The sequence below is a fragment of the Chryseosolibacter indicum genome (assembly GCF_018598585.1).
GTDB lineage: Bacteria > Bacteroidota > Bacteroidia > Cytophagales > Cyclobacteriaceae > Chryseosolibacter > Chryseosolibacter indicus.
The window spans coordinates 18,586-35,233 of the sequence record NZ_JAHESD010000059.1 but is presented as its reverse complement, the minus strand read 5'-3'; the positions used below and the strand labels follow the sequence as shown (position 1 = coordinate 35,233).

Here is a 16,648-nt window from a genome sequence, read left to right as displayed (position 1 = left end):
GTTACAGCCTTTGGTATACCTGAATGAGATTGTTGGAGACGATCCGCCAATAGCATATTTACTTCCGTTATAACTTCTGTATTTCAACCACGGTCTTGCAGAAAACCCTATGCTTCCCAAGAATGCCTGATGTGTTGGAAAAGCTGTATCTTCCAGTTGAATATTTAGCGGCTTATTGGGTGTATAGTCTTCTATCTTGTCACGATTTACAAGTTTATAACGCGAGTTATTTTCGAGCTGACTTCTTTCACTCCAAACCCACGAAGTATTAATTGTTAATTTATCTGAAACAATACGTTTAAACTTAGCACTGAGAAAATCATGTTCATAGATTTTCATCAGGTTCTTTTCCAAGAGCAGCGTAGTAAAAGTATTAACGATAGGAAGTATGGGATTATCCGGATTAAATTGTTGAATATATCTACCTCCATCAATATCCAATCTGTACTTTTTATTGCTTGCCATTAAGTTGAGATAGCCACTCAGTTTTTCTCTTGCGAAAGCATACCGAAAAACAGGCATTACTTTAAGACGTGTCCTGTTCGTATCCTGAAGAACGGTGCCATAAGCTATTTTGTAAATAATGTTCCAACCTTCTATGGTATTAAATCCACCCATAGGCGTATATATTCTGAAGTTAGAATGGTTGGATACTTTATAAGTATCGCCAATTAGTATATCCCAAGGTTGAAACCCTTTATGCTTAGATTCTCTGGTTGTATCTCCTTCTACCTTTGCACGCTCAATAGCAGAAACACTATCTGCTTTCTCATAACCTTTTACTTCTTCTTTTGTTAAAGGTATTGGCCTGATGGAATCCCAGAAGGCAGAATCCATTTTGTAGGACACGCTATCGTCTTTAAAAGTAAAATCAGAAATCACATCGGGTTCATCCTGTTTTTTTCTATCTTCCTTCTCATACTCTTTAATAATCGTTTTTAATTCTTTCCTTGTAATTTCTTCTCCCGCTGCTATTCTCTCCTGCAATCTTTTTGCTTCGTCTTTCTTCTTATTCTTTTTGATTGACGCTTGTTTTTTCTCTATCTCTTTTGCAAGTTCCTTTTCCTTTTTCTCATCAACCACTTCCATTTTTTCGACGTAAATATCAGGATTGATCTTAATCTTATAATCGCTTACAGAAGAAAGATAGTGTGCTTCAAATTCAAACCCAAAAACTTTGTCGTCGACCTTAAATTGATGTGAAACAGGCAACCATACTTTGTTTTCAATAGGGGCAAAAGTAACTTTCATCTGAAAATCGATACCCAGTTTTACAGTGTGAACATCGAGGCTGTGAATACTCCAGGTATCTTCTACGATATTAATGGTACCATCTATAACATCCTCACCTTTTGAGCGCGGTATTACTTTGATTCTACTTACTTCAAATTCGCGGTCTTTAAAAGTACCAAGGTATTCAAACTTGTAATAGGAGAAAGCTTTAGGAGATAGCGGTGTAACGGTACCAGCAATTTCAGGCTCGTAAAAACTTCCGAAAATATAAGAGCCGGGCGATGCATTTTCTTTTCGATCGCTTCTTACCGATATAACCTTTTGCTCAAACTTATTGGGTCGTGTGAATTTTATTTCACTTAAAGATTCAGAGAGGTATACCCTGCCCTTTTCCACGCCATCTTTCTCTAAAGCTTTTTTAGCCAACCACGGATAATCTTTAAGTTTTGCAGACCCCTTAATATATACTTTAGCGGTATATTGATCTACTACATTTCTGTGGTAATTAGCTTTGGCAATAGCCTTTCGCATAACTGTGTATGCAGGATCCTCATCTTCGCCACCTACTGTAACTTCCTTAAGCATGATATCTTCAGGCTGAAGGGTAATATCAAGTTGCTCAAGGCCATTGGTTACATCTATAACCCTAACTAAAGAATGTCTTCCCAGGTGCTGAAAAACCATTTCATATCGCCCCGGCTTAAGATGAATTTCGTAGTAGCCGTCTACATTAGCTGTTGTTCCAGTTTCCAATTGCTTTACATAAATTGTTGCAAATGAAAGCGGGCTATTATCTTCAGCACGGATGGTGCCTTTTACACCGGTTTGCTGTGCATAATGCGTAAGGAACGAGAAGAGAAGAATAAAACAAAGCAATAACTTCTGTAAGAGCGTCTTCAAGGAAGTAGATGTTTTAGTGAAGATAAAAGCCTTTGGTTCTGATGATGTTTTCTACTGCATCAGGTACAAGATAACGTATGGATTGTTTGTTCCTGATACAGTTTCTTATAAATGTAGCAGATATATCAAGCATAGGTGCGGCCACCATTTTAACATTAGGATGCGTTTTAAGATCAGAAGGTTGCACGTGAGGTCGCGGATAAACATACAAGCCATAGTCCTGAAGGATTATTTCACTGTTTTTCCATTTAGAGAAGTTAGCGAGGTTATCCTCCCCCATGATAACCTTAAATTCCTTATCGGGATGTCTTTCTTTTAGATGCACGAGGGTATGAATGGTGTAACTGGGCTTAGGCAATTGAAATTCAATGTCCGACACTTCTATTTTATAGTTATCGTAAACTGCTGCCCTTACCATATCAAACCGATCGAACTCATGCAGCAAGCCTTTGGCTGGCTTAAAAGGATTTTGGGGAGAAACAACAAACCATACTTTACTTAAATCGGTAGTCTCTGCCATAATATTAGCAATAATAAGATGACCAATATGGATGGGATTAAAGGAACCAAAGAAAAGACCAACTTTCATAAGATGTTTGTGAAGACTATAAGACAAAGGCTAACATAGTAATCTCACTATACCTTAAAGGTACATTGAAATTAATAAGTTAGCCTAATCTTAAGGAATTGTAAGGTTAAGAAATTGTAAGCCAGGGCTACGCCACCTTAAAGTGATCGTAAAGTTGTTGCGCTTCCTTCAATGACTTCTCCAGGTTTTCATTAATGAGAACCCTATCGAATTTATCCTGAAAGCTCATTTCAAATTCAGCTTTGAAGATTCTTCGTGAGAGGCTTTCGGATGTTTCTGTGCCTCTGTCATGTAGGCGCTCTTTCAAAATCTCCATTGAAGGTACTTTAACAAAAATAGCAAGGGCTTTATCTTCAAAATATTTTTTAAGATTTAAACCACCTTTAACATCAACATCAAAGATCACATTTTTACCCTCATTCCAAATACGGTCAATCTCCGATTTAAGTGTTCCATAGTAGTTTCCTTCATACACCTCTTCCCATTCAACGAACTCATCGTTCTCTATTTTCTTTTTGAATTCAAGCGGTGTAAGGAAATAATAGTCTTTGCCGTGCTGTTCAGTTCTGCCGCGTTTATCGCGTGTTGAGGCAGAAATTGAAAAACCTAAGTCTGAATTATTTTTAAGGAGATGTTTAACAATAGTAGTCTTCCCAGAACCTGACGGAGCTGAAAAAATAATTGCTTTTCCAGCCATTCTTTAGCGAGCCAAATTTTGAATAATTTTTTTACGGATGTCGTCCACCAGATCTTGTGGAGCGTGGTTGGTACATTTTGTTTTTAGTAATTCGCGTATAGCTACCTCGAGATGATAGTTCTTATAGCAAGGCATGCACTCTTCAAGATGTTCTTTCAAAAAATGATTTTTTTGCTCTGTACTTGCTTCTCCATCTAAGATTAACTGGAGAATCTCTAAGCACTCTCGTTTATTCTCGCAATCTTGCTTCATTCGTTTCTGGTCAGGGACGTTGCTCATATCTTTAAGTAGTTTTATAACCCATGCTTTTAGCGTATTCGCTTAGTTTTTCTTTTAAAAGATTACGAGCACGATGCAGACGGCTTCTAACTGTACCTATTGGAATATCTAATATTTTGGCCATCTCTTCGTACTTAAATCCTTCTAAATCACACAATATTATTACAGTTCTGAAATCTACATCCAGTGAGTTGAGAGCATTTGATATCTCATCCCCGATCATGTCCTGAAGAGCCTCTACACGCAAATCAGGAGTGATTTGCCTGTCAACATCTTCAGAGTTATAAAAAGTTTCTACTTCCTGATAATCTACCTTGGAAGGTTCTTTGCTACGCTTCCGGTAATCATTTATGAAGCTGTTCTTCAAAATTCTGAACAGCCAGGCTTTTGCATTAGTTCCTTGCTGGAATGAATCAATAAACCGGTATGCTTTTAAATATGTATCCTGAAGCAAGTCTTTTGCATCGTCTGCATCCAGGGTTAATCGATAAGCAAAGTTGTACATTGAGTTTATGTGTGGCATGAACTCCTGGTTGAAAATATTTTGCTTCTCCTGTTCAGAGTATTGCTGACGAATGACCTCTTCCATAAGCTGTAAAAATAAAATAAAATATTAAACGAAGTAAATGCCGGTTCAATAATTACGTACGTATCGACACCTCCCTTGTTTAAACTGAAAAAAACATACCATTAACTGCTTTTTGAGTAAAGAGACTTAAACATTTGGTGTGATTACCACTTGTTATCAGCTAAAGTCTAAATTGAATTTATAGTAAAATTAAGTAGTAATACGATTTACACGACAAAGCCGGTAGCCAAAAGATGTATGCCGCCAGCCTACACCGGCAGCATCCAAGTTGTAGAGAGGGTGTAAATCTTTATCTTTTGGAGATGAGGCCCAATGATTTTGTTAAGTTAATAAATTCTGCTCTGTATCCCTCTTCATCTTTGCCTTTGGCACCTTGTGCTAATGCCGTTACTTCATCAAACGAAAAGTTATTTACGTAGGCCGATTCGCGTAACAGCATCGCAAATGCAGCAACAGATGCAGCCCATCGAAAATTATCAGATGTTTGGAAGAGAGGTGTTTGATTATCAACTAAAGAATGGGTAATTAAACGACTGACTTCCTTATCTGACTTTTTATACCGGAATTTAATAGTAAACAGCTCGTTGGTGTATGTTCTTATTGCTTCGGTGTTGTTATTCTGATATTTTAAATCATCAACATCAAAAAATTCACTTTTAACGCCTGATGGAATTACTTCATACAAAGCTGTAACGGTATGGCCTGATCCTAATTCTCCGGCGTCCTTTTTATCATTATTAAAATCTTCATTCTTTAACAGACGGTTTTCATAACCAATCAATCGGTACGCCTTTACTTTGGAGGGATTAAATTCAAGTTGAAGCTTAACGTCTTTGGCGATAGTAAAGAGTGTTCCTCCAAATTCGTGAACCAGCGTTTTTCTTGCTTCTGAGATGTTATCAATGTAGGCATAGTTTCCGTTACCCTTATCGGCAAGAATTTCCATTTTCGAATCCTTGTAGTTACCCATGCCATAACCCAGAACAGTCAGAAAAATCCCATCCTTTCTTTTTTCCGTAATCAGTTTTTCCATTTCCTCATTGCTCGATTCGCCTACGTTAAAGTCACCATCTGTTGCAATTATCACCCGGTTGTTTCCCTTTTCTCTGTAATTCTGCTGTGCAAGTTCGTAAGCAAGCCGAAGCCCTTCGCCGCCTGCCGTAGATCCCCCTGCCTGTAACTGATCAAGAGCACTTATAATCTTCTTCTTTTCGTTGCCTGGCGTTGGCTCTAAAACTTTACCTGCAGCACCTGCATAAACTACAATTGCTACGTGATCCTGCGGGCGGAGCTTATCAACTAACATTTTAAAAGATTGTTTTACAAGCGGAAGTTTTTCCGGCTCATCCATAGAACCTGAAACATCAATAAGAAATACCAGGTTAGATGGAGGAAGATCATCTGTAGGTATTTCCCTTCCCTGAATGCCTATATGGATCAACTTATGCTTTTTATTCCATGGGGCTTCAGAAACTTCGGTATGTATAGCAAAGGGATGTTCATCAACTGGTTGCTTATAATCATAAGAAAAGTAGTTAACCAATTCTTCAATTCTTACGGCATCAACAGGAGGGCGTTGGCCGTAATTTAGAAACCTTCTCACATTGCTATAGGAAGCTTTGTCAACATCTATTGAAAAGGTAGAAAGCGGGTCTTTCCTTACATCATGAAAACCGTTTTCACTAATGGTAGCATATTCCTCTGTATTGGGTTGGTGAATTTGTGGTGCGTATAAATATTCCGCTTCAGCTACCTCACTTTTAAGGTAGTCTTTCGCTATGCTTTTCTCTGCTCTGGTTTTAACATTTCGCTTTTGGCTGTAGCCAGTTACAATTGTTTCCTGTAACTCTGTTACATCGTCTTCAAGTTTTACATCCATTATCAAATGATCGCCAATAGGTACTTCTACTGTTTTATATCCAATAAACGAAAACACCAGTACGCCACCTTTAGATGAAATACCCAATGTATACTTCCCATTTTGATCGGTTGATGTACTAAGCTTTGTTCCCTTCAATATCACAGAAACACCTGGAATTGGAGACCCATCGCTTGCTGAAGTTACTGTACCTGTAATTGTCCGTTGAGAAATAGGATTAAACGCAACGAGGGCAAACAGAATAAGCAGAGCTGCTGATATTTTTTTCATAGCTTTAAACTTTTATTACACTTGTGATGCAATACGTCGGGTGATTCCATAAACAAATCAGACATTTTATTTACTTTGGATTAATGTCCTCGAAAGACAACTACAAAAACCTGACTGATGAAGCATTGATCGGACTGTATAAAAAGTCTGAGGAGTTGACTATTGTAGGCGAGTTATACAGCAGATATACTGCCCTTGTTTATGGTGTTTGCTTAAAATATTTGAAAAATCGTGAAGAAAGCAAAGACGCTGTCATGCACATATTCGAGAAGTTGATCATTAGTTTAAAAGAGCATGACATTAACGTTTTTAAACCGTGGCTGTATGTAACTGCCCGAAATCATTGCCTGATGCAGCTCCGGGCAATGAAAGGAAAAACTTTTGAAGAATTATCACCTTTTCTTATGGAATTTGGTGGTAACGGGCATCAGGAACAAGGTCCGGAGGTTGAAGGCAATATTGGAAAATTGGAGAAGTGCATCCAGGAACTCTCCCACGAGCAAAAACAATGTGTTAAGTTATTTTACATGGAACAGAAATGTTATAAAGAAATAACAGAAGATACCGGCTATGACTTAAATAAAGTGAAGAGTTATATTCAGAACGGCAAAAGGAACTTAAAGATCTGCATGGAACGCAATGGCAAATCAGAATAACGATATCGAAAAATATCTTAGGGGTGAATTGTCGCCAGCTGAAATGCATGCCCTTGAAAAGAAGGCATTACAAGATCCGTTTCTAGCGGAAGCCCTTGAAGGTGCTCAGCATGTGGGCCATGAAAACTTCTCTTTGGATTTAGAGCTGATTCAGAAAAGCGTTCATGAAAAAACAAAGAAGAAAGGGTTAAGAATTATATCACTAACAGGTTGGAGCCTTTATACCGGGGTGGCTGCAGGACTGCTTCTGCTCGTGGCCTCTTCTTTTGCAATCCTCATCATGATCAAACAACAAAACGAGGGAAGAGGAATAGCAACGCCAAACAAAACCCCTGGCCTTACTGAAAACACTGAAGCTAAAAAAGGCCTTCGATCTGATTCCTTAATAGCACAAAATAAACCTTCTGCTTCTAAAACCCTTGGAATAGAAATACCGAAAAGTAGCAGGATACAGCAAGCCCCTCCAAAAGAAAAATCATCAAATACAAATGCTTCTCCCACCCTACCGGTTATAAATGAAGAATACGCACAAGATCGTGAACTGGAAATAGAAGTAGAGGCAGAATTACAGGAACCTCCTATTATTGTAGATGAAAGAGCGCGTGCCGATGAAGGAGATAAAAATACAAAGAAGAAAGCCTTAGCATTTTCTAAAAAATCTTCTCCTGCAACTACATTACCACCAGGCAACGAACGCATTGTGCATGGAAAAGTAATCCATGAGGGAGATGGGCAGTTTTTGCCAGGGGTAAATGTTATTGTAAAAGGAACAACAAAAGGTGCGGTGTCAGATGTAAATGGAGATTTCCAAATACCAGTATCAGATACAGAGAAAACACTTGTCTTTAATTTCATAGGCCTTACCACGCAAGAGATAAATATTGAAAATAATACTTCCTTAAATGTTGTTATGAAAGATGATATTACGGCACTAAGTGAAGTGGTTGTCACAGGCTATGCCACAAACAGCACCGGGGAGGCAGAGCGTGAAGTTTACGAAATGGCCTTTCCTGAAGGAGGAAGAAGAGCGTTCAATAAATATTTAGAAACGAACCTTCAGTACCCTGAAGTTGCTAAACAAAATAAAATAGAAGGTCGTGTAACGGTACAGTTCACAGTAAAACAAGATGGTACCCTAAGCGATTTTAAAGTGATAAAAGGCATTGGTTATGGTTGTGACGAGGAGTTGATCCGTCTCATACAACAAGGCCCGGCTTGGAATCCTTCAAAGAGAAACAACGAGAGGGTAACAGAAAAGGTTAAAGTTCGTCTACGCTTTAAATTACCGGATTAAGAAAGTATGTTTAGCAATAGAAAGGCGTTAGCATTTGTCATCTTCCTTTCAGCAATTTGTATTGCTGCCTACGTACTTATCATTTACATACCTGCTACTTTGGCCAAAAGAAGCTATGACGGAGCCAAACAGATAGGGAATGACATTAAAAACGCTTTTCAATTCACGCCACAAATAACTGTTAACAACACTGTTGTTCTGCATCAGCAAACACCAATCTTAGAACTTGCTACGGTTTCACAGACTTATAATCATAAATATGAGTGGGTGAACCAATGGATGAGAAGCACCAAAAAGATAACCATTACGGGAAATTTTATTGCAAAAGCTGGCTTCAACTTACAACAAAAGTTTTCTATTGACATTGATGAAGACCGTGCCATCATTACCCTTCCTCAACCGAAAATCTTGTCAGTAGAGTCAACAGGAAATGTTATCTTCAGAGACGAGAATGGCGTTTGGAACTGGGTAAACCAGGATGATCGCTCTAAAGCAGTCTCTGCCTTTTATACTGATGCAAGGCGATACGCAGAGCAGGCAACGTTCGTCTCAGATGCGAAGGTAAAGATGGAAGATCAACTTCGTGATATTCTGAAAGCTCATGCTAAAGAAGTTGAATTCAGATACACGGAAGAACTGGATAAGAGCTATTAAATATAAAATCCCATATACTACTAGCACATGGGATTTTTTAAAATCATGCTATCGGAATTTATACTACTTTTCTTCTGATTAGTTTGGCATAGGTTCGGCTTACAGGGAAGCTCTTTCCGTTCTGCATTTTTACTACCATACCTCCATTGAAGTGCTTCTCAATTTCTTTCAAGCTATTAATGTTTATGATTGTACTGCGATGTACGCGTATAAACATTTCCGGATTTAATATTTCTTCTAGCTTACCAATACCCGAAGAGCTGACAAACTGATCGTTTTTGGTAGTGAGAATAGTATAATCACCGGAAGCCTCAAGATATACAATTTCATCAACGGGGAGATTTAAAAGCTTTTCTGACTTCTGAACAAAAATATGAGAATCGTAAGAGCTCTTATTTTCGGTTTTAATGCTTCTCAGCAATTCACCTACGTTATTTTGTTCAAGCTTCATTCTGCTAATGGCACGTTCTACTGCAAGTTTAAAACGCTCCTGGTCAAGAGGCTTCAACAGGTAGTCCACCGCATTTTTTTCAAATGCCTTAATAGCATATTGATCATAGGCCGTACAAAAGATCACAAAAGGATCATGATTTATTTCGTCCAGCACATCGAAGCCAGTCATGCCAGGCATTTGAACATCCAGAAACACTAAATCAGGCTTAATTTTATCAATAACTTCAACAGCTTCTTTTCCTTTAGAGGCTTCGCCTGCGATCTGGATGTTAGGCATCTGCTGAAGGTACTCAGTCAGAAGATCACGGGCGAGTTTTTCATCGTCTACAATAACGCAGGTTATGTTCATTGTATATTGTTGGTTTAATAGTTGGTGCTAAGTTAATCGGGAAATTCTTTATACCGCTTTACTTTTTAATTCTTCTTGAACAGTTTCTACAGCATTAGCCTCTGCTCCAGGTTCTGCATAAGGAATAAAGAAACTTACGGAATAACCCCATTCATTAGACCGGATACGCAACCCTGACCCTGGTCCAAAAATACTTTTTAATCGCTGATCTGTATTTTTTAACCCAACACCACTTGAGCTTCCGTCCATCACTTTTTTGGCATTGGATCCAAGTCCGTCATCCTTTACCTCAAAAAAAATCATGTTGTTAAAACGTTTTACTGTTAAAACAATTGTACCACCGTCGTCTTTTGGAGCTATGCCATACTTCACAGAATTTTCAACCAATGGCTGAAGGATCATGGGTGGAATCTGCACGGAAAGACATGAGAAATCGACCTGTTTTACAAACTTTAGCCTATCACCAAATCTCACCTGTTGAATCCGTATATAATTATCTATAAAATCTAATTCTTGGATAAGTCTTACCATGTTATCTCCATGTGAATCCAGGGCATAGCGAAAGATATCAGAAAGCTGCGTAATTACCCTGCGTGCCTGTTCTTTGCTTGACCCGATAAGGGTATTAATAGAATTTAGCGTATTAAACAGGAAGTGTGGGTTTATCTGGGACTTAAGAAGAGAAATCTGCATCTCCCTGTTTTTAATGTTAAGCTCACTTTTTTCCTGCTCTTCTTTTTGCAACCCCTGGAAGTAACGGATCACATAATAAACACCTACCGTAATGATATACTGATCATGAAAATGGAGACCCTCCCACTTTAGCAGATGAATCAGATGGTCCTTCCAGTTTTCAAAATAAATAAAGCCTTCAACATAATCTTCGAGATAATAAGAAAGCGTACCCATGATGAGGAAATACACAGTAACCCCAAAAGCATGACCTATTACCTGAATGTATATGCTATATTTGAAGAGCAGATTACAATAGAAAAATATAGCAATAATGAGCAAGCAGAGTGCCTCAAACAAATAGAAGGCATTTGTGAAGATGTAAGTGTTAGGATTCTCGAGCTGCCACTCAAGAATTGTTCCTACAGCGTAATTAATGGCATACCACAAACAGAGTAGAATGTATGCCCGCTTCCATACGTTCGGTATATCGTCTAAAAATTTCAAGGTGCAAAAGTCGTTATTTGGACACAGATTAGAAAGCAAAACCGATTAACGCAAGTTAATAAAGGATAAATATTCAATTTAAGACATTATCCTACATTTTGTTTGACAACCGTCGTTTATTAAAGATATTTCGACTTCTTTTTCAGGTGAAAAAACTATTCTATTTACTCTTCTTATTGCTCCCTTTCTCTGTATGGAGCCAAAGTATTACGCTTTCTGCTAAGGTACAAGATAGCGAAAGCAACGCGCCTTTGGCTTTTGCTTCGGTTGGAATAAAAGGTCAACCCATAGGCACTATATCTAATGATCAGGGTGAATTTGATTTTCACTTTCCACTAGATTTGCGGAATGACACACTAGTCATTAGCATGTTAGGGTATAAAAACTTTGAAGCCCCTGTTTCGACGCTTTTAGACAAACAAAAACATGTTATCCTGCTGGAGAAATCAGAAATTATACTCCAGGAAATTGTTGTTGCAGATACCCTTACGGGAGGAGATATTCTAAGAATAGCGATGGCTAAAATAGAAGACAATTATCCTATGCAACCCTTTCTGCTGGAAGCTTTTTATCGCGATGTAAAAAAGGTAGGAGGAACGTATATCTCTTTGCTTGAAGCGGCAGTTAAGATCTTTGACGAGAATTATGAAGAACCTAGGAATCAGTTCAAATTGAGGGAACGGGTCCGATTGATGGAAGTGCGAAAAAGCTATGGTTATGAAAGCAAGTTCACCACGTATTTTAACCAGGACAACCTTTTAGAAGACCTTCTGCTCAATAATAATATCCGTTATCGGCTCATTCCTGAAAATGATAGCTTCTACCAAAACATGAACCGCGACAAGAACTCTTATTATGATGGACATGAAATCTATGTTATTTCGCAGGTTGAAGATTACACAATTGATAACAAAACTTATAGTGACCGCGTAAAATTCTACATCGATAAAGAGAACTTTGCAATAACACACTTTGAATGGGAAAGAAAAGCTGACAAGGATCTTTTAACAAAAAAGAAAAACATGATCAGCAAGTTTATCTCACTAAATAAAACACTTGATTTCAGAAGATATAAAGGCAAAATGTACCCCAGTTTTCTGACCATGACCACGAAGGTAAACTGGTACGATGTCAATACTGACCAGCTAAAATTTGAGACTGAACTTTTTCAACAACTCCTTGTCAATAAAGTCCATGATAATCCAACCGAAAGAATTCGCTCTACCGAAAAGATGCGAAACTATGGACTTCAATACCAAGATCAGCCATACAATAAAGCGTTCTGGGATAATTACAATGTAATTAAGGAAAGTCCGTTGGAAAAAAAGGTGCTTTCAGACCTAGAAAAAGCAGGGCCTCTCGAAAAGCAGTTTGCCGAATATTAATCCAAGATTGATACTAATACAATAAAAAAGCCAGCCATGACTGAATGAACTTCAATTGTGGCTGACTATTAAGATGCTGATTACTTTACTTTAATGTAGCCAATGTTTCTTTGATGCGCTTCATAGCCTCACGAAGATCCTTTTCAGAAGCAGCATAGGAAAGTCTTACACAATTTTCATCTCCAAAAGCACCTCCTGGAACCATGGATACGTGCGCATTCTCAAGCATAAACAGACAGAAATCATCCGCATTCTTTACGGTAGCAGTACCGTTAGACTTACCAAAATATGTACTTACATCCGGGAAGAAATAGAAAGCACCTTGGGGTAAATTCGTTTTAATTCCTGGTATTTCTTTAAGCAGGTTGTAAACGATTTCTCTGCGCTTCTTATATTCATCAACCATCTTGTTGGTTGGTGTAATATCTCCGGTTATGGCTGCTAGTGCTGCACGCTGGGCAATAGAGCAGTTTGCAGAAGTTACCTGTCCCTGAACTTTGTTACAACCATCAGCAATCCATTTGGGTGCTGCAATGTATCCTACTCGCCAGCCTGTCATCGCAAAGCCCTTAGCAAAACCGTTGATGGTAATGGTACGCTCTAACATGCCAGGGAAAGAGGCAATGCTGGTTTGTTCGCCTGTATAGTTAATATGCTCATAAATCTCATCAGCCATCGCAATAAGGTTATGCTTTACTATGACTTTTGCGATTGCTTCCAGTTCTTTGCTTGAAAATACAGAGCCAGTCGGGTTACATGGTGAAGAAAATATCACTGCCTTTGTTTTTGGTGTAATGGCAGCCTCCAATTGTTCTGCTGTAACTTTAAAATCATTTTCAATACCACCTTTTATCATCACTGGTGTTCCTTCTGCAAGACGTACCAGTGCATCGTAACTCACCCAATAGGGAGAGAAAACAATTACCTCATCACCAGGATTAATCAAAGCAATCATGGCATTGGCAATAGATTGCTTTGCTCCATTTGATACTACTATATTTTCTGCCTTATAAGGCACTTTATTTTCTTTTTGATACTTAGCAGCCAGTGCTTCACGCAAGTCCTGATACCCTGCTACCGGAGGGTATGCAAAATACTTTCCGTCGTCGATCGCTTTCTTTGCTGCATCGCAAATGTGTTGTGGTGTTTTAAAATCAGGCTCACCAAGGCTTAGGCTTATTACGTCAATGCCCTTGGTTTTAAACTCCCGGGCTTTTGCGGCCATGGCCAGCGTTGCCGATTCTTCAATTGCTTCGATGCGGTTAGAAAGTTTACTCATAACTTTATGTGACTTTTTTGAACGGTGACAAAGAAAAGAATTTACAGCTGAAACTGGAAGATGACGGCATCTTACTTTATAAAATCTTTAACCTACAAGATAAAATTAACGAATGTTTATTGATGGTTTTCGCAGAATTGAGTTAGTAAGCCTAATAGTTTAGCACCCCTTCCTCCCGTTTCCTTCTGCTTCCTCCGTCTATGTCCCGCATAGGTCTGCAGCTAGTCTAGTGTCCACTATATTCTGCTATAAGTAGCGGGTAACAGCCAATTACAGCAGATTAACTTATCCATTTTAATCTCTTGGAAGCCCTTTAGCTGCGTATGCAAGACAGAAAGCACGAAAACGACAAGGAAAAGAGGTTTATAACTGAAGGATAGATGACTTTTAACGCGAAGTCATTAATTAAAAAGCGTTCTGCTAAGAATACTACGTCCTAACGTAATCTCATCAGCGTATTCCAGATCTCCGCCTACAGGAACTCCTCTGGCGATAACGCTAACTTTTACAGAAAGATCTTTTATTCTTTTATTGATATAAAAAGCTGTAGTATCCCCTTCCATCGTAGGACTTAAAGCGAGGATCACTTCCTTGACCTCCGCACGGTTATCTAAACGTTTAACAAGGGCCTCGATCTTAAGATCTGCCGGGCCGACGCCATTCATGGGAGAGATAACTCCGCCGAGCACGTGGTATAAGCCTGTGTATTGCGCTGTGTTCTCAATAGCCATTACATCTTTTGTATCTTCAACCACACAGATAATATTTTTATCACGCTTATGACTATTGCAGATGCTACAGACTTCTGTATCGGATATGTTGTGACAATGTGTACAAAATCTGATTTTGGAACGAAGGTTATTGAGTGCTTCTGTAAGCGCAAAGGTGGTTTGCTCGTTTTGCTTGATGAGATGGAGAACCAAACGCAAAGCGGTCTTTTTTCCAATACCGGGTAGCTTGGAAACCTGATTTACTGCCTCTTCAATTAGTTTTGAAGGATACTCCACCTCAAGTCAATCAAGTAAAAATTAAAGAATTCTTGCGTCTATCCCGGCCTCACAAATAGCTTCCCGAAGCGGACGAAGGAAGTCAAAAGTACCGGTTTTTACCGTACACTTCCCTTTGTAATGAATAAGCATGGTACATTGTTCTGCCTGTTCTGGTGTGTGTTTGCAAACACGAATCAATGTATTAATAACATGATCAAACGTATTGAAATCGTCATTGAAAACCACCAGATCCATAACATCGGTGGTCTCGACTGCCTCGAGAACATCAACTAATTCTTCTTCCTGATAAGCGGCTTTCATAAAAAATTTGACTATTCACAAAGGTAATCATTTTGATCTTTATAAAGTTCGAATTCTGTAAATGATTTATTAACCTTACGTGGCTATATTAGACCAACTGTTGCTTCATTTTTGTTTTTCAATTGCTAAATCTATTGTTTGCTATTTAATTTTTTCCAATGACGCCTGTACTCGTTCTTACGATTATTGTAATCTATTTTGCCGTACTTATCTTCATTTCAATTATAACTTCTAAAGGAGCCGACACAAATACTTTCTTTACCGCCAACCGTCAGTCACCGTGGTACCTAGTTGCATTTGGCATGATCGGATCATCTCTTTCGGGAGTTACTTTTATTTCCGTTCCAGGAAACGTTGGTAAAATAGGATTTGGATACTTCCAGGTAGTGCTTGGCTACCTAGTAGGTTATTGGGTAATTATTGGCATACTGATGCCGTTATACTATCGTCTTAACCTTGTCTCAATTTACACGTATCTAGAGCAACGGTTTAGTTTTTGGTCTTACAAAACAGGTGCATTTTTCTTTCTGATATCACGAACACTGGGTTCTGCATTAAGACTTTATCTGGCAGCCACTGTACTTCAACTATTTCTATTTGACGCATGGGGTGTTCCATTCTTTGTTACCGTTGCAACCACGCTTATTCTTATTTGGGTGTACACCTTCCGTGGTGGCGTAAAAACGATAGTGTATACCGATGCATTTCAAACGCTATTCCTGGTTTCAGCGGTATGTATTGCGGTATGGCAAATATCTGATGACCTGGGATGGTCCTTCTCAGAGATGGTTTCAGCGATAGAATCAAGTAAGTATTCCAAAATGTTCTATTTCGATGATGTTAACTCTACTCAATTCTTCTGGAAACAATTTCTTGGTGGCATGTTTATCACTATCGCCATGACCGGCCTTGACCAGGAGATCATGCAGAAAAACTTGACTTGTAAATCACTGGGTGAGGCGCAGAAGAACATGTTCTGGTTCAGTATTACTCTTGTTATTGTAAACCTGCTTTTCCTAACCCTCGGCGCACTGCTATATTTTTATACAGAAGCAAACAATCTTACGCTACCTGCAGCATCTGATGAATTATTCCCTCGTCTTGCTTTAACTAAGTTTAGTCTTCTTTTGGGCGTCTTCTTTCTGCTGGGTATTACGGCGTCTTCTTATGCAAGCGCCGACTCAGCACTGGCTGGCTTAACTACTTCTTTTTGTATCGACTTTTTAAATTTTAAAGACAAACCGGAGCCTGTAAAAAAGAAACAAAAGTTCATTGTTCACCTTGGTTTCTCACTGCTATTCCTCGTTATTATTGTCATCTTCAGAGAAATTAACGAGCGTTCAGTAATTGATGCGGTACTTACTGTTGCAGGATACACCTATGGGCCATTGCTTGGTCTTTTCTCCTTTGGCGTTTTTACTAAACTTCAGGTAAAAGATAAATTCGTTCCATTGGTGTGTGTAATCTCTCCTGTATTAACCTACATGATTAGCATGAACTCAGAGGCACTTCTTGGCGGCTACAAATTTGGATTGGAAGTATTACTTGTGAATGGAATTATCACATTTATGGGACTATTACTGATTTCCAAACATTCGGCAGAGCGGGTAACAGTATAGTTAAAAGAAAAAGGTCGTCCCTGGAGAAGACGAC

The 16,648-nt window shown here is 38.7% G+C and carries 16 protein-coding genes; 5 read left to right on the top strand and 11 right to left on the bottom strand.

The genetic code is table 11. The features are described from left to right. From KK060_RS19865 to KK060_RS19840, 6 genes are all read right to left on the bottom strand, one after another. Window positions 1–2,133 (bottom strand): DUF5686 and carboxypeptidase regulatory-like domain-containing protein (locus KK060_RS19865; RefSeq protein ID WP_254155552.1); only part of this gene is annotated, 2,133 nt, incomplete at its 3' end. A 13-nt stretch (window positions 2,134–2,146) separates the two neighbouring features. Next, window positions 2,147–2,722, bottom strand: a complete 576-nt coding sequence (nadD, locus tag KK060_RS19860; RefSeq protein ID WP_254155550.1) for a nicotinate (nicotinamide) nucleotide adenylyltransferase — start codon at window positions 2,720–2,722, stop codon at window positions 2,147–2,149. A gap of 127 nt (window positions 2,723–2,849) precedes the next feature. Next, window positions 2,850–3,419 (bottom strand): guanylate kinase, encoded by a 570-nt coding sequence (gene gmk, locus KK060_RS19855; protein ID WP_254155543.1) that lies wholly within the window; start codon window positions 3,417–3,419, stop codon window positions 2,850–2,852. A 3-nt stretch (window positions 3,420–3,422) separates the two neighbouring features. Beyond that, window positions 3,423–3,698 (bottom strand): anti-sigma factor, encoded by a 276-nt coding sequence (locus tag KK060_RS19850; RefSeq protein WP_254155541.1) that lies wholly within the window; start codon window positions 3,696–3,698, stop codon window positions 3,423–3,425. A 4-nt stretch (window positions 3,699–3,702) separates the two neighbouring features. Continuing rightward, the gene (locus tag KK060_RS19845; RefSeq protein ID WP_254155539.1) at window positions 3,703–4,287 is read right to left on the bottom strand and encodes a sigma-70 family RNA polymerase sigma factor; all 585 of its coding nucleotides are present in this window, start codon (window positions 4,285–4,287) and stop codon (window positions 3,703–3,705) included. A gap of 289 nt (window positions 4,288–4,576) precedes the next feature. Then, window positions 4,577–6,436, bottom strand: coding sequence for a vWA domain-containing protein (locus tag KK060_RS19840; RefSeq protein ID WP_254155537.1), 1,860 nt, complete (start codon window positions 6,434–6,436; stop codon window positions 4,577–4,579). 83 nt (window positions 6,437–6,519) lie between these two features. Between KK060_RS19840 and KK060_RS19835 the strand changes: the two genes are divergently transcribed. From KK060_RS19835 to KK060_RS19825, 3 genes are read left to right on the top strand one after another with little or no spacing between them, the layout of a single operon-like run. Continuing rightward, complete coding sequence (locus KK060_RS19835; protein ID WP_254155535.1) at window positions 6,520–7,092, top strand: RNA polymerase sigma factor; 573 nt, start codon at window positions 6,520–6,522, stop codon at window positions 7,090–7,092. Further along, window positions 7,076–8,386: an energy transducer TonB gene (locus KK060_RS19830; RefSeq protein WP_254155533.1), complete on the top strand. Its 1,311-nt coding sequence runs from the start codon at window positions 7,076–7,078 to the stop codon at window positions 8,384–8,386. The genes KK060_RS19835 and KK060_RS19830 overlap by 17 nt, the downstream gene beginning before the upstream one ends. A 6-nt stretch (window positions 8,387–8,392) precedes the next feature. After that, window positions 8,393–9,040 (top strand): DUF4230 domain-containing protein, encoded by a 648-nt coding sequence (locus KK060_RS19825; protein ID WP_254155531.1) that lies wholly within the window; start codon window positions 8,393–8,395, stop codon window positions 9,038–9,040. Between the two features lie 58 nt (window positions 9,041–9,098). Here the strand turns inward: KK060_RS19825 and KK060_RS19820 are convergent, their stop codons facing one another. Beyond that, window positions 9,099–9,842 (bottom strand): LytR/AlgR family response regulator transcription factor, encoded by a 744-nt coding sequence (locus KK060_RS19820; RefSeq protein WP_254155529.1) that lies wholly within the window; start codon window positions 9,840–9,842, stop codon window positions 9,099–9,101. A 48-nt stretch (window positions 9,843–9,890) separates the two neighbouring features. Beyond that, window positions 9,891–11,021, bottom strand: coding sequence for a sensor histidine kinase (locus KK060_RS19815; protein ID WP_254155527.1), 1,131 nt, complete (start codon window positions 11,019–11,021; stop codon window positions 9,891–9,893). 146 nt (window positions 11,022–11,167) lie between these two features. Between KK060_RS19815 and KK060_RS19810 the strand changes: the two genes are divergently transcribed. Further along, complete coding sequence (locus tag KK060_RS19810) at window positions 11,168–12,406, top strand: carboxypeptidase-like regulatory domain-containing protein (protein ID WP_254155525.1); 1,239 nt, start codon at window positions 11,168–11,170, stop codon at window positions 12,404–12,406. An 85-nt stretch (window positions 12,407–12,491) separates the two neighbouring features. On the opposite strand, the gene KK060_RS19805 is transcribed toward KK060_RS19810, so the two are convergent. The 3 genes from KK060_RS19805 to KK060_RS19795 form a co-directional block, all read right to left on the bottom strand. Then, window positions 12,492–13,685, bottom strand: a complete 1,194-nt coding sequence (locus KK060_RS19805) for a pyridoxal phosphate-dependent aminotransferase (protein ID WP_254155523.1) — start codon at window positions 13,683–13,685, stop codon at window positions 12,492–12,494. A 401-nt stretch (window positions 13,686–14,086) separates the two neighbouring features. Continuing rightward, window positions 14,087–14,692 (bottom strand): recombination mediator RecR, encoded by a 606-nt coding sequence (gene recR / locus KK060_RS19800; protein ID WP_254155521.1) that lies wholly within the window; start codon window positions 14,690–14,692, stop codon window positions 14,087–14,089. Between the two features lie 21 nt (window positions 14,693–14,713). After that, window positions 14,714–14,995 (bottom strand): ATP-dependent Clp protease adaptor ClpS, encoded by a 282-nt coding sequence (locus KK060_RS19795; protein ID WP_254155519.1) that lies wholly within the window; start codon window positions 14,993–14,995, stop codon window positions 14,714–14,716. Window positions 14,996–15,153: 158 nt separating this feature from the next. Between KK060_RS19795 and KK060_RS19790 the strand changes: the two genes are divergently transcribed. Further along, on the top strand, window positions 15,154–16,614 hold the full coding sequence (locus KK060_RS19790; RefSeq protein WP_254155517.1) for a sodium:solute symporter: 1,461 nt from the start codon (window positions 15,154–15,156) through the stop codon (window positions 16,612–16,614). Window positions 16,615–16,648: the final 34 nt, after the last annotated feature.

Excerpts from the sequence above, each read along its gene's own strand:
- nadD (WP_254155550.1), bottom strand. The coding sequence starts at position 2,722 with ATGAAAGTTGGTCTTTTCTTTGGTTCCTTTAATCCCATCCATATTGGT.
- gmk (WP_254155543.1), bottom strand. The coding sequence starts at position 3,419 with ATGGCTGGAAAAGCAATTATTTTTTCAGCTCCGTCAGGTTCTGGGAAG.
- KK060_RS19850 (WP_254155541.1), bottom strand. The coding sequence starts at position 3,698 with ATGAGCAACGTCCCTGACCAGAAACGAATGAAGCAAGATTGCGAGAAT.
- KK060_RS19845 (WP_254155539.1), bottom strand. The coding sequence starts at position 4,287 with ATGGAAGAGGTCATTCGTCAGCAATACTCTGAACAGGAGAAGCAAAAT.
- KK060_RS19840 (WP_254155537.1), bottom strand. The coding sequence starts at position 6,436 with ATGAAAAAAATATCAGCAGCTCTGCTTATTCTGTTTGCCCTCGTTGCG.
- KK060_RS19835 (WP_254155535.1), top strand. The coding sequence starts at position 6,520 with ATGTCCTCGAAAGACAACTACAAAAACCTGACTGATGAAGCATTGATC.
- KK060_RS19830 (WP_254155533.1), top strand. The coding sequence starts at position 7,076 with ATGGCAAATCAGAATAACGATATCGAAAAATATCTTAGGGGTGAATTG.
- KK060_RS19825 (WP_254155531.1), top strand. The coding sequence starts at position 8,393 with ATGTTTAGCAATAGAAAGGCGTTAGCATTTGTCATCTTCCTTTCAGCA.
- KK060_RS19820 (WP_254155529.1), bottom strand. The coding sequence starts at position 9,842 with ATGAACATAACCTGCGTTATTGTAGACGATGAAAAACTCGCCCGTGAT.
- KK060_RS19805 (WP_254155523.1), bottom strand. The coding sequence starts at position 13,685 with ATGAGTAAACTTTCTAACCGCATCGAAGCAATTGAAGAATCGGCAACG.
- KK060_RS19795 (WP_254155519.1), bottom strand. The coding sequence starts at position 14,995 with ATGAAAGCCGCTTATCAGGAAGAAGAATTAGTTGATGTTCTCGAGGCA.
- KK060_RS19790 (WP_254155517.1), top strand. The coding sequence starts at position 15,154 with ATGACGCCTGTACTCGTTCTTACGATTATTGTAATCTATTTTGCCGTA.